Source organism: Capnocytophaga catalasegens, assembly GCF_026005215.1.
Lineage (GTDB): Bacteria > Bacteroidota > Bacteroidia > Flavobacteriales > Flavobacteriaceae > Capnocytophaga > Capnocytophaga catalasegens.
In genome coordinates this window covers 1-14,372 of sequence record NZ_BPMA01000016.1, presented here as the reverse complement: position 1 = coordinate 14,372, position 14,372 = coordinate 1, and the positions used below count along the sequence as shown (strand labels likewise).

General features: G+C 33.2%; 9 protein-coding genes. 4 read left to right on the top strand and 5 right to left on the bottom strand.

The window, feature by feature from the left end; all coding sequences use genetic code 11:
- Positions 1-14 precede the first annotated feature (14 nt).
- Positions 15-2,333, bottom strand: a complete 2,319-nt coding sequence (locus OO775_RS04480) for an outer membrane beta-barrel family protein (protein ID WP_264845826.1) — start codon at positions 2,331-2,333, stop codon at positions 15-17.
- A gap of 366 nt (positions 2,334-2,699) precedes the next feature.
- Between OO775_RS04480 and OO775_RS04475 the strand changes: the two genes are divergently transcribed.
- The 4 genes from OO775_RS04475 (at position 2,700) to trmB (ending at position 7,942) form a co-directional block, all read left to right on the top strand.
- Complete coding sequence (locus OO775_RS04475; RefSeq protein ID WP_264846041.1) at positions 2,700-3,974, top strand: M16 family metallopeptidase; 1,275 nt, start codon at positions 2,700-2,702, stop codon at positions 3,972-3,974.
- A gap of 8 nt (positions 3,975-3,982) precedes the next feature.
- Entirely contained in the window at positions 3,983-5,407 is a 1,425-nt protein-coding gene (locus tag OO775_RS04470) for a M16 family metallopeptidase (RefSeq protein WP_264845824.1), read from the top strand.
- A gap of 160 nt (positions 5,408-5,567) precedes the next feature.
- Positions 5,568-7,241 (top strand): DUF6909 family protein, encoded by a 1,674-nt coding sequence (locus tag OO775_RS04465; protein ID WP_264845823.1) that lies wholly within the window; start codon positions 5,568-5,570, stop codon positions 7,239-7,241.
- 26 nt (positions 7,242-7,267) lie between these two features.
- Positions 7,268-7,942, top strand: a complete 675-nt coding sequence (gene trmB, locus OO775_RS04460; RefSeq protein ID WP_264845822.1) for a tRNA (guanosine(46)-N7)-methyltransferase TrmB — start codon at positions 7,268-7,270, stop codon at positions 7,940-7,942.
- Positions 7,943-7,958: 16 nt separating this feature from the next.
- Here trmB and OO775_RS04455 read toward each other — a convergent pair whose 3' ends face one another.
- The 4 genes from OO775_RS04455 to OO775_RS04440 all read right to left on the bottom strand — a co-directional run bounded on the left by OO775_RS04455 (position 7,959) and on the right by OO775_RS04440 (position 13,849).
- Positions 7,959-8,558, bottom strand: coding sequence for an NAD(P)H-dependent oxidoreductase (locus OO775_RS04455; protein WP_264845820.1), 600 nt, complete (start codon positions 8,556-8,558; stop codon positions 7,959-7,961).
- A gap of 68 nt (positions 8,559-8,626) precedes the next feature.
- Entirely contained in the window at positions 8,627-9,091 is a 465-nt protein-coding gene (locus tag OO775_RS04450) for a DinB family protein (RefSeq protein WP_264845818.1), read from the bottom strand.
- A 270-nt stretch (positions 9,092-9,361) separates the two neighbouring features.
- Positions 9,362-10,765 carry a RagB/SusD family nutrient uptake outer membrane protein gene (locus tag OO775_RS04445; protein WP_264845817.1) on the bottom strand — a complete coding sequence of 468 codons (1,404 nt, stop codon included), beginning with the start codon at positions 10,763-10,765 and terminating at the stop codon, positions 9,362-9,364.
- A 12-nt stretch (positions 10,766-10,777) separates the two neighbouring features.
- A complete protein-coding gene (locus OO775_RS04440; protein ID WP_264845816.1) occupies positions 10,778-13,849 on the bottom strand; it encodes a SusC/RagA family TonB-linked outer membrane protein in 3,072 nt (1,023 codons plus the stop codon).
- Positions 13,850-14,372: the final 523 nt, after the last annotated feature.

Sequence of the window (14,372 nt, the reverse complement as noted above, 5' to 3'; positions counted from 1 at the left end):
GATTTTTTTAAGATTTACATTCTACTACTTTCTTCTTCGTTTCTGTTTTGACCTTTGTATTTGTTTTGAGTTGGGTTGAATTGATACATAAATCCTAAAACAAATTGGCGTGAATTGTTGTTTATCACATAGTTACGATTGGTTATATATGGATTTATAACTGCCGTATTATTCTTATAAGTATTAAAAATATCGCTTATTCCTGCATATATTCGTGTTGAGTATTTCGGAATGGTATAGATTCCGAATAAATTAACGTCATATCTGTTATTTTCGTAATAAACATCAGCTATACTTCCTTTTGAACGATAATTCATTTCTAATATTCCCGTCCATCGTTCCGATAAAACAAACTGATTTTCAGAACTTATTGAAAAAATAGGGTCATTTTTTGCAAAAATATTTTCTGCAAATTGTTTTCCATAGACAAACGTAAATTTCGGATTCCAAATTCCAACTTTGTAATGTGTTGAAAATGTGAATTTTAACGTCTGAAAACTATCAAAATTACGAAGCGTTTTTTCTACAACATTCGGTTGTGAAGCCGAAAGCAAATATTCTTGATAAATTCCATTTTTGATGTAAGAGTAATTCACTGAAAATGAATAGTTTTTGTAACTTGTCAAAAGATTAACATCTTCACTCAAACGAGGAACTACATTCGGATTTCCACGATTATACAAGAAAGATGAAGTATATGACGAATAATCGCTCAGCTCGTAAAATGCTGGTCGGCGAATTTTCCGTACATAGCTTACTGACCATTTGGTTTTATCCCAAGGAAAAGAAAGTGAAACATTGGGTAACAAATTTCGGTAAGAACGGCTTTTTACATCGTTTTTTTGGTTATTCTCAAAATATTCAAAATCAGTGTATTCGTAACGCAATCCTGCTTTGAAATTCGTTTTTCCCCAAGGGAATGAATAACTTACAAACACCGCCGATTGCAATTCTTTGTTCTTAATTTCAGGCGAGCTACTGAAATTATCTTGATAATCTTCGTGGCGTGAAAGCGTACTACCTTCCACTCCATAGCTCAAACTTCCTTTGCTAAGTTGTTGAGTAATTGTAGTTTTCATTCCCAACCAATCGGATTTGGCATCAGAATGCGTTTTTACATTTCTTTCGGAAGAAGCGAGCAAATTTTTCTCTAAAATATCCGAATTATGGTCAGAACGAGTTCCTGAATAATCAATATCGGTTTGGAATTTTATTTTTTCCGAAAGCTGTCCTTCGTAATAAGCTTTGGCAGAAAGATGTTTATTTTGATTAAATCGGTCGTAGGCATTGAACCCATTTTCTGTTAAAATTCCATTTTTGAATGTTTGCATTTGTTGGTCAGTAAAAGAATGTCCCGAATACGGATTGATATTCACCCAAACAGACGCTCCTGCCGAATGCTTTTCGTTGAACTCGTGTGCAACACCTATTTTTGTGTATAAGTGTTTTCCGTTATCTTTTTGATATTCAGATGTTTTCACTTGCCAACTATCCATCAAAGTCGCTACCGAAAGTTCATTTCCTTGTTCAGAAACGATGCCATAATGATGATTAGGCACAATAAACAATGACAAATCGGTGTTTCCTGTTCGGTAATTTAAACTTGCAACAGGCTGAACCATAGCACCTTTTCTTAAATGAGTACTCAATGCCAAAATACCGCTGAGTCCATCGCCTTGTTTCTTTTTGAGAATAATACGAATGATAGCACCTACGCTGTTATCGTGCTCGGCACCGGGTTCCGTTTCGATGTCAATACGCTCAATATCTTGGGGCGAAAGTTGTAATAAATCTGTGAAATCACGCACTTTTCGGTTGTTGATGTAGTATATCGGATTGGATTTTCCATACACCTGAACTCCCGATTCAAACGATTGAGAAACTCCCGGTAAAAAGTTAAGCACCATCGAAAGTTGTGGCAAACTTTTCAAAGTCGATTCGGCAATGTTGGTGCTGATAACCGTTCCCTTTTGTTGCATAATGGGTTTTGCAACCGAAACAACCACTTCACCGAGTTCATTTACGGAAGGTTCTAATGAAATAGCTCCCAATTCAGGTTGATTTACTTGAATTATTTTTTCTTTATATTCCAAATGTGTAAATTTAATGACTAATTTTTGTCCATTAGATGAATTGACAAGCTCAAAAGCTCCTTTTTCATTACTTATAGCCCCTTTTATCAAAGTAGAATCAGGTAACGACATCAAAATTACGTTTGCAAATGGTACAGCATGCTTTGTTGAGGCATCTATCAAAGTTCCTTTGAATACATTTTGTCCAAAACTCATCAGACAAAAGAATAAAAATACAGAAAATAAAATTATTTTTTTCATGTTATTACGATTTTAGGTGTTATTTCTCTTGAATTATTTTTTTGTTTTTAGATAAGTAATAAAATCAGTACTTTTTTACAATGCAAAGTTATAAAAATATTTTTATACTATGCAATACAAAGTAGTGTATTTTTAAAAAAAATTCGAATAACAATTCAAAAATCTGATTATCAAAAAGTTATAAATATAAATTTCACACTTCACATTTTATATCTTATCAAACAAAGAGTTTTAAGAAAGATTTTTTTATAAAGATTTTTTTTTATCGTCTAAAAAAATTATTTTTGCACAATTATTTAATTTTCATCAGATATGAAAAAATATGTATTAACATTAACAACATTAGCACTATCAGGAGGGATAGCTATGGCACAGAAAATCAGTTTTGAAGAGTACGACTTGTCCAATGGATTACACGTTATTTTGCATCAGGACAATTCAGCTCCAGTAGTTACTACGGGAGTTATGTACCACGTAGGTGGTAAAGATGATGTGGTGGGCAAAACGGGTTTTGCACATTTTTTTGAACACTTACTATTTGAAGGGACAAAGAATATAGAACGTGGCAAATGGTTCGATATTGTTTCTTCACATGGAGGGAATAACAATGCCTTTACTACTGCCGACAAAACCTATTACTACGAAGTATTTCCCTCGAATAACTTACAGCTCGGTCTATGGATGGAAGCCGAGCGAATGCTTCACCCTGTAATAAACCAAATAGGTGTCGATACTCAAAAAGAAGTAGTTAAAGAAGAAAAAAGACAACGTATTGTCAATGCACCTTATGCTAAATTGGGTTATCGTACAGCCATTAACCCATATTTGTTCAAAAAACATCCTTATCAACAGTCTATCATCGGAAGTATGAAAGACCTTGATTCAGCAACGTTAGATGATTTTACCAAATATAATCAGCGTTATTACAATCCAAACAATGCTGTTTTGGTTGTAACAGGTGATTTTGATAAAGCACAAGCCAAACAATGGATTAACGATTACTTTGCTTCTATCCCAAATTCGGTAGGAAAACCTGTTCGTAATTATCCGCAAGAAGAACCTATTGCGCAAGTTATCAAAGCAGTTGAATATGACAAAAACATTCAAATTCCTGCCAAAGTATATGCGTATCGTACTCCCAAAATGACCGATAGCGATGCAGTTGTTTTTGATTTTATTTCTAATATCTTAACCGGTGGAAATAGTTCGCGTATGTACAAAAAAATGGTGGAAGACAAAAAAGAAGCCTTGCAAGTCTTTGCTTTTAACGATTCACAAGAAGATTATGGTATTTATATGATGGCTGCTTTGCCTCTGGGCAATGTATCTTTGGAACAGTTAGGTAAAGATATGGACCAAGAAATTACACGTTTGCAAAACGAATTGTTATCAGAAAGAGAATATCAAAAACTGCTTAATCAATTTGAAAAAAGATTTGTAAGTTCTAACTCTAATATGGAAGGAATTGCTCTTTCACTTGCAAATGCTTACATGTTTCACAAAAACACAAACCGAGTAAATGAAGTACTTGATTTGTACCGAAAAGTTACTCGCGAGGATATTCGCCGTGTGGCTCAAAAATACTTAAATCCTAATCAGCGCTTGGATTTAGATTATTTACCTCAAATGAACGAAAAATAACAAGTAGAATGAAAAAATTATGTATAATAGGAGCTTTTTTGCTCACATCACAAGCTATGACAGCACAAATAGACCGTTCTCAAATGCCTCATTCAGGCAATACACCAACTATAAATCTTGGTGCTCCAACTACTTATAAACTACCTAATGGACTTACTCTAATGGTAGTTGAAAATCATAAATTGCCACAGATATCGGTTTCTCTATCTATGGATGCTTCACCGAGCGATGAACGTAATAAACCAGGAGTAGCTTTGCTTACATCTTCTTTACTTGGTAAAGGAACTAAAAATATGGACAAAGATACATTCAACGAAGAAGTAGAATTTTTGGGAGGAAGTGTTTCTGTTTCAACAAGGTCTGCTCGTGCCAGTTCTTTGTCACGTTATTTTCCTCGTATTATGGAACTTTTTGCTGATGCAGCGCTTAATCCTGTTTTTTCACAAGAAGAATTGGAAAAAGAACGAGCCAAAGCCATTGAAGGTCTCAAAGCTGGCGAAAACAGCACACAAGCCGTAGCAGATCGTGTTAATAGCGCTTTGGTTTATACCACCAATCACCCATATGGAAAATATGAAACCGAAGCGTCTTTAAAAAATGTAACGCTAAATGATGTGATAAATTTCTACAAAGAGAATTTCTCCCCTGCCAATGCATATATGATTATAATTGGTGATATCAAAGCCGAAGAAGCAAAACAATTAGTCGAAAAATATTTTTTAAATTGGCTTCCTGCTACTGCATTGAAAACAAGTTTATACAAACCTAAAGATGTTCAATATACACAAATAAACTTTATTGATATGCCCAATGCTGTTCAATCAGAGCTTAATGTGTTCAATTTGCAAAACCTGAAAATGGCAGACAAGGATTATTTCCCAACACTGATAATGAATTATATTTTGGGTGGAGGTTTTGGAAGCTATATCAACTTAAATCTTCGTGAAAAAAATGCCTTTACTTACGGAGCAAGATCTTCAATACATACCGATAAGTGGACAGATGCGACATTTTCTGTTTCTACAAAAGTACGCAACGAAGTAACAGGTGCAGCTATTGAAGAAATTATTAAAGAAATAAAACGAATTCAAACGGAAGATGTCTCTGCCGAAAAACTTGCAGAAGCCAAGGCTCAATACTTAGGTTCTTTCATCATGTCTACTGAAAATCCAGCGACAATAGCTCGTTTTGCTTTGAATATTGAAGTACAGAAACTACCAAAAGATTTCTATACAAATTACATCAAAAATATAGAAGCTGTTACTGCTGCTGATGTAAAACGTGTTGCAAATAAATATATAAAAATAAACAACTTACGCTTTGTTGTAGTTGGTAAAAAAGCTGATGTAGCTCCACAATTAGAAAAAATGAAATTCAACGGAAAAGCATTCCCTGTATTTTATTTTGATAAGTTTGCAAACAAAACGAAATAAATTTTTTCATAAATATTTTATTTACCTCCACAAGTGCTTGTGGAGGTATTATTTTTAGATACTTACTTAATGGTTTCTCTTTCGTAAATTCGAAAAATTCATTTTGTGAAATTTTATTTTTTTATATCTTTGCAAAATTTTACTACAAAATTCATTTACTATGAAAAATCGTGCGCAAGAATCAACTAATGCTATTGAGCGAATGTACGTTACAATGCGACATTTGTTTAATCGAGGTTTTTACAAACCGATGGGAATTTCGGGTGAAAGTCTTCGAGAGGCTCTTTTGCTACTTCGTCCTGAAATTTATGGTACTATTGCCGAGAAAAAAACGGAACTTAATGGTCTTTTGTACGTTTTGGATAGGCTACCTATCGGAATAGAAGAATGCCGTTTTATCAATCTAATTTCTGACGAAGGCTACCGAAAATCACAATTTCAGGTAATTATTCCTTCTAAAAGAAGGCGAAATTGCTACCGAATTGATGATGAACAAATGAATATTGAAATTACGCGGGGGCGTTCTGACATTTATGATATTCTGACACACTTGACTTTTCTTTTTATAGAATCACACAAAATTGCCCAGCGGGTTCTTATTGAAGAAACAGGAGGTACAAGTCGCGATTGGCAAAAGATTGAATCTTTCATTCAGAAGAAAAAACTAACACAACCCGAACGAGAAATTGCTCTGATTCATATTGGGAACATTTTAGGACGAACATTTGAAGAAATTGTAGCTATTCATTCGCAGTTTTCAACTAAAGAAAAACCTGATCGTTTTATTCATATTATATATTGGCTTGGCAAATTAGCTCTGGACGAAATCATCTCAGATAAAAAACGTGTAATTACTTTTAGTCCAATATTGCGAGAGCGTTTGGGGCATCATATCTATGGTGAAATATGGGCTAATACAATAAAAAAAGCACTGAAAGACAATGGGTTACTAGAAAGACCACTACATATAATCAGTGCCAATATGCATAGTGTTATGAATTGTCTTTTTGCAAAAAAAGCACTTTCCAAAGAAATGAAAAACACTTCGGATTTGGCTATTTATGAAGCTCTTAGCGAAAAACAAAACGATGCGTTAAGGCAAAAAGTTATTGATTTTGCTCACAAAAATGGTATGATTTCCATCAAAGATACTTCGGGAACAAATATTGATGTACAAATATTTGATACGGCGAAAATTGATTTTTCAGATACTTTTTTGAGTAAAAAACTACAACTTGAACAAAAACCTGTACTTTTTGTAATGGATTATGCCTTTGGCGAACAGGCTTTTGAAACGATTGACGAACTTCTAAAACCTTACAAAACAGCCAATAGCATCGATTTTCTGAATGTAGTCTCAATTTCCATAATGGGAAAAGCGGGAATTCTGGAAGGCGAAAAAGGCGATTTGATGATACCTTCGGCACATATTTTTGAAGGAACAGCTGACAATTATCCATTTGAAAACGAATTTTCCAAAGCAGATTTTGAAGGAAATGGCTTACGCGTATTTGAAGGAACAATGGTAACTGTTTTGGGAACTTCTCTGCAAAACAAAGATATTCTAAACTTTTTCAGAAAATCGACTTGGAACGTAATCGGGCTAGAAATGGAAGGAGTTCATTATCAAAAAGCAATACAATCAGCATCGAAAATACGCAAAAGTATCCGTCAAGATGTAAAAGTACGCTACGCTTATTATGCCTCCGATAATCCGCTCGAAACAGGAAGTACCTTAGCCTCTGGTGGATTAGGAACCACCGGGGTTAAACCAACCTATTTGATTACTGAAAAAATCTTGAAACAAATTTTTAACGATACAAACAATTCTTAACTAAATTTTTCTGTTATTTCAATTCTATGGGAAGTAAAAATAAATTACAACGATTCAAAGAAAATGAAACTTTTGCCAATGTTATTCAGCCTAAACGAGAAGAAGCTCTCTCGGGTAATTTCTCACTCAAAGGGCATTGGGCAAAAGATTTTTTTGGTAATGACAATCCTATCGTATTAGAATTGGGTTGTGGTAAAGGCGAGTATTCTGTCAATCTTGCCAAAGAAAATCCCGGCAAAAATTTTATAGGAATTGATATAAAAGGTGCACGATTTTGGCGAGGAGCAAAAACAGCTCTACACGAAAATATCAAAAATGTAGCTTTCTTACGAACGCAAATTGAACTTATCGAATATTTTTTTGCTACAGCAGAAGTTTCCGAAATATGGATAACTTTTCCTGATCCACAAATAAAATACAAACGAACCAAGCATCGCCTTACCAATGCTGATTTTCTGCTCCGATATGCCAAAATACTAAGCCCTAACGGAGTTATCCACCTGAAAACTGATAGTGAATTTATGCATGGCTATACACTAGGGCTTTTGCACGGACTGGGTTACCAAGTACTCTATGCCAATCATCATATTTATAAAAATGAAGGAGCTCCTACAGAGGTTACTTCTATCCAAACCTTTTATGAACAGCAATATTTAGCACAAGGCAAACCCATTACGTACATCAAATTCAAGCCAAATTAACAACTAATCAAAAGAATTACTTTTCTACGATAACATCTTTTTTATCACGACGTTGTTTTGGTTTCAGATGTAACTGATTGATATCATCTTCTGCTCGATACCCAATGGCTACAGCAAAAAGTACTTTATACCTCTTATCTCCCAAAATTTCAGTATAAGCTTTTTGGTCAATACCTTCCATAGCTGTTGAATCTATTTTCAAAGCAGCACAAGCAGTCAAAAATACACCCAAAGCCAAATATACCTGATTACTCAACCAATTCTTAATATATTCAACTGAAAATTGTTTTCTTTTTTGGTTATAATAATCAATGGCAAATTCTGGCAAATACGTTTTTATCTCTTGCGAGAAAAATTCCATATCATCTACACAGCTAAAAACTACTAAATGTGAAGCGTTTTCTATTTTTTCTTTATTAAAATGGGAATGGAATGCCAGTTGTCTTTTGAGTTCTGGGTCTGAAACAAACGTAAATTGCCAGGGTTGACTATTGATTGATGAAGGCGACAGACGCAATATTTCTTTTAATTCTTCTATTTTTTCTGGAGAAATACGTTTATTCACATCATATTTTTTAGTTGTATAACGTGTATTGAGCAATTCTAAAACATTCATTTTATTTCTATTTAATACATTAAAATTCTAAAATATACATTTTTATTCTAAAAATCAATCTGCTTTTTCTATTTAAAATAACTAAGTGATTTGATAATACCTAAGTGCATTGCCTCATGAGTATTGTTAAAAAGTAGTGCTTCATCAATAGAGTTTAGCGAAAAACCATAACTGGTTGTATAAGCAGTGTATCGAACAAACTTGCCTTGCTGATAGTCTTGCTGTAATTGCTTTTGAGTAGAAATAAGTAATTCTCGAAGTTCTTGTATTTCTTCTTGAGAAGGAAGTGAGCCAGTAGGTATTGTTCCTTTACAATATTTTTGAACCCAAGTATCAGAGATAAGTAGCGGAAGCTCGCTAAACTTATAACAAAGCAACTGCTGAGTCACTACACAATGGGCTATATTCCAAAAAATATTGTTGCGAAAACCCTCTGGTATATAAGCTAATTGTTCTGGCGAAAGCATATCAAGATACGTTATAAGGTGCCCACGTGTAATTTTGTGCAAATCAAAAATAGTATTTGAATCCATATTTCTAAATTTTTTTCAAAGATACGATTTTTTTCAAATAAAAAATCGCTCAGTTGAGCGATTTTTATTTGTTTTAATTTATATTGTTACTTAATGTTTAAAGTTTTTCATTAAAAATGAAAGTTGTCATTTCAAACAAAATCGAAAAATAGCATTTAAAAAAGGTATTGACTTCGCTTAGTCTGACACTAAAAAGTATCATCACACCTTTTATAACACAATGAAAAATTAAACACTACCAATCATAATTCAAAGAATTATGATATCTAACTAATAACCTGGATTTTGAACAATAGGACTATTAGGTACATCTGTTTCAGCTTGCGGTATAGGGAAAGCCAATAATGGATCACCTATATTTTTATTCTTTGATGGGTCAGCTGTACCTTCATCAGTATAATACGGAATAGTTGCTCCCCAACGAAGTAAATCCCAATAACGGAAACCTTCTCCAATAAGTTCTCTAAGTCTTTCCTTTTTAATATCTTCTAAGGTTACAGCCATAGTTGCGGCAAGCCCTCTATTTTTGCGAATCAAATTATAATATTCTAAGGCTTTTGAATTATCAGTACTAACCAAAGCTTCTGCTCCATTAAGTAAAACTTCTTCGTAGCGAACTAACTTAATATTAGAAGAACCTTTTAGGTTTGAAAACTTTTTACTCAAAAAATTTGCTTTTTTATTATCATCATAAACAATAAAAGTTGCTCTAACATCTCTTGTTTCATAAATTGCTTTTACACTTGGTACTACTGCTAAATTAGCATATCCTGCTGGATTAGCTAAATTATCATAACTGGTTACACCTAAGGCTCCATTAAGTCCTAATGCTAATTCAAAAATACTATTTGGAGTATTCTCTTTGGTAAAAGATATTTCTAAATCTCCTGAAGGAATTACTGAATATTTTTCTGAATCTACAATTTCTTCTACCAAAGTAGCCACCTTAGACATATCACTTTTGTATAAATAATATCTTGACATTAAAGCTTTTACCGCCCAAGATGATATTTGAGTTTTATCAGAAACATCACCTGTTTCTCCTAAAAGTTTTATAGCCTCGTCAAAATCTTTTTCAATTTGTCGCTCTGTCTCAGCAATAGTTGCTCGGGCTTGTAATGCATCGGGCTTGTACTCCAAAGGAAGTACAACACCCAATTGTCCAGAGGTATATTTTTGTCCATAAAGGCGTAATAAATCAAAGAAAGCTAAAGCACGCGTAGCATAAGCCTGTCCTTTCAAACGATTTACTTCTTTTTCTATTGTATTTGGATTAGAACTCTTCCCCCAAGTAAGTGCATTGGGTGCATTGATTACGATATTGGCACTTGAAACAACTTGATAAATTCTTTGCCAAGTGTTTTCAGGACCTGCCTTACTTTTATTTAATGCATAAGGCGCCTCATCTTGAAACCTTCCTGACTCTAATGTAGAATATATTTCATCAGTATGCAACTCGGCATAAGCTCTATAATTGGCTCCAAGATAATCTGCTCCTCTCATCTTTACATAAATACCATAAGTGAGAGAAGTTAATTGCTCTACTGTTTTTATATCTCCTGCTTTTTCAGATTGAAAAAATTGAGTTTCTACGAAGTCTTTACTACAAGAACTTGTAAGCAACAAGCTACTTGCTACAACCAAAATTCCAAATGTATATTTAACTATTTTCATTTTATTATGGTATTAAAAATTAACATTTACGCCTAAACTGTATGATTTAAGAGGGGGTAATGCAAAACTTGCATAACCATTCACTTGCATATCGGGATCATATTTGAAGTTTTCATCAAACGTATGTGTCCATACATTATCTCCCAATACATATATTTGGACTCCTTTAAGTTTTGAATTTTCAATAAGTGATGATTTAAGATTATAAGCAAGTTTTATAGTACGCAAACGCAAATAATCTGCCTTGTACAAATAACGAGATGAATGTTCATTTGAACTATTATTACCTCCTGGCATTGGTTTAGGATTACGAGCATTTCTGTTATCTGGAGTCCAAAAATCTAATTGTGATTTATATCCAGGATATATATGAGTAAGACGTCCATCACTAAGTCCATATATACCATAAGTATCATAAATTTTACCTCCAAAACTATAGCTAAATTGTGCATCTAAAGAAATACCTTTATAAGATAATTTGGTATCAAAGCCTCCAAATAGATTAGGATAAGGACTACCCAAAATTTTTCTATTACTTCCATTATAGACATCTGTTATTTGACCATCTTTGGTATACCAAATTGTATTTCCTGTATCAGGATTAACACCTGCCCAATCTACTAAATAGAAAGAATTGGCTGCTTCTCCTTCACGTAATATACGAGTAGAGGATACTACAATATCTTGTCCTCCATAGAGTTTGGTTATTTTATTTTTTAATGTACTAAAATTCGCATTAAAACTCCAATTAAAGCCATCTTTTTCATTTTGGATAATCTTAGCTCCTAATGTTACTTCAATACCAGAATTTTTCATCTCTCCTACATTTACATATTTAGAAGCATATACATTACCATTTTTTACATTATAAGACCCTTGTGAAAGAGGAAGCGGAATATCAAAAACCATATCCTTGGTTAACTTTTCATAATAAGCAACACTAAGAGTTAATCGGTCTTTCCAAAAACCTAAATCTAAACCAATATTAAGCGGATGAATTACTTCCCAACGCAAATCTTTATTATCTACCCCCGAAGGAAAAGCTGCCGCTTTATCATTATAGTTATTGGTATAAACATAAGTAGTATAAGGAATTGCATTTTCAGTAAGGTTTCCTACTCTACCATAAGAGGCTGACAACTTTAATTGTGAAATATGATTAGAATTTTTCAAAGTTTCTAAGCGAGCAAAATCAACACCTACTCCTGCCGACCAAAAGTAACCTGTTTTATTTTCTGGCCAAAAGTTAGATAAAGCATCTTGTCGCCCCGAGAGGTCTAAAAGTATTAACTTATCATAATCATAATGCAAGTTAAGAGCATAACCAGCACGAGAACTTACACTTCTAACCCCTGTTGTCTGACGAGGTACAACAAAATTATCCAGTGTTTCTAAAAAAGTATTCCCTACTACATTTGCATAACCTCCAATAACTCTTCTATCCGATCTATAAGCCTCTTGGGCTAAAAGTATTGAAAAATGATTTTTTTGTTCCAAAGTAAAATCATAACTCAATGTATTTTGGATATTAAAATTAAAGTATCTTGAAGAATAACTCGATTTAGTTCCTCCAAGAGCTTGACCACCTCCGTGAATGGGCGATCTGTACTCATCTTCCTCTATATTGATATACTCAGGAGCAAAAACAAATTTGTAAGTAAGTCCTTTTAAAATTTTATATTCAGCTTGGAAATTACCTAACACACGTGTAGATGCAGAAGTATTATAATTTAAATGCTGTATAGCAGCTGAATTATAAAGCCCATTACTTAATCTTCCATTACCGTAATAGAAAGAACCATCACTATTTCTTACAGGTTCTATGGGACGAAGTAAATATTGCCCTAAGATAGGATTAGAATATGTCCCACCATCAGAAGCAGCTAACATTTTACCAAAACCAATCTGTAAATCAGTAGCTAATGTAAGTTTATCAGTAGCTTTATAATTGATACGATTAGCATTAGTAATACGATTAAAAGAAGAATTTTTTACAATCCCATCTTGGTTATAATACCCCAAAGACGAATAATAAGTCAATTTTTCAGTACCTCCTGATACTGAACCATTAAATTTTTGCAAAAGAGCAGCATTTCTTTCTGTTTCTTTTCTCCAATCTGTACTAATATGTCTTCTATTGTAGAAAGATTGTAATTGACCTGATACACTACCTGCTTCCAAGGCTGCTATTAAACTTTCACGATTAGCGTAAGGATTTCCATTTGTATTTAACTGACGTGCATATAAAAGTTCTAACCATTCAGATGTAGATAAAGGCTCCTCTCCTCCAACAGCACGAGAAGTTAATCCAGTTTGAGCATCAAATGAAAACTTGGCATCTCCTTTCTTACCTGATTTTGTAGTGATAATAACAACCCCAGCACCAGCATCAGCACCATATACCGCAGTAGACACAGCATCTTTCAATATAGTAACACTCTCTATATCAGACTCATTCATATTAGCTAATATATTAGCCGTTGGAGTACTATTCGTCAAATCTCCTTGTGCTATACGTACTCCATCTACAATATATATAGGATTATTACGTCCGTTGATAGATGAAATACCTCGTATACGTAAAAGGGCGGCTCCACCAGGTTGACCAGATGCCATACCTCCTTGTACACCTGCTACTTTACCTGAAAGAGCTTTATCTATCGAGCCAGACGAATTATTAGCAATCTCTTCGCCTACCTTACCTACCGAACCTGTAAGTTCTTTAATTGTACGTTTTTGACCAAAACCAACAACAACAACAGCATCTAATTCTTGCGCATCTTCTTCAAGCACTACGTTAATAACTAATGAAGAACCTACTCTAACTTCTTTTGTTTTCATACCAATGTAAGAAAAGCTCAGTATTTCTCCAACTTTTGCACTCAACTTGAAATTACCATCAAAGTCAGTTTCTATTCCTCGTGTAGTACCTTTAACCACCACACTTACTCCGGGTAATGGTTCTCCCAAAGCATCTTTCACGCCCCCTTTCACTTCTTTTTCCTGTGCAAAAGAAGCTCCTACTACTATTACAAAAAGTAATAAAGCCGAAAGAAATTTTCCTACGTTACTTCTAAAATCCATACAAATATATTAATTAAAATTAAGTTATCACTAACAAGCACATCTAATTGATGATTTTTATCAAGAATTTCATTTTGCAAATCTATTACTTTATTTTGAATTTTTCAAAATTTTTAAAAAAAAAATCTGCTTTTTTTACATTTTAGAAAACAAATACCTTTTAAAGTTTATTTTGTAGATATTTTTTCCAAACAAATAGATATTTGTAAATTATCAAAAATTCAATGAAAAACTATTTTTGAAATATTTTTTTACATTTTTCACATTAAAAAACTCATATCGCTATATTTTTTTCAATGTAATATAGTTTTTTAAAAAAATTTTTCTATATCCTATCGAAAGAATATTTTTCTATAAAAAACAAACTAAATCTTTAATACACAACAAAAAAATATAAAAAATAGAATTATATTTCGTGCTTTTCTATGTTTTTTTGTTACAAATATAACAAAGGCTGAAATCTGTGAAAAAGAAAACAACCAAAATGGCAAGAATAAACAAAATTTTTGATAAAAAAATTTCA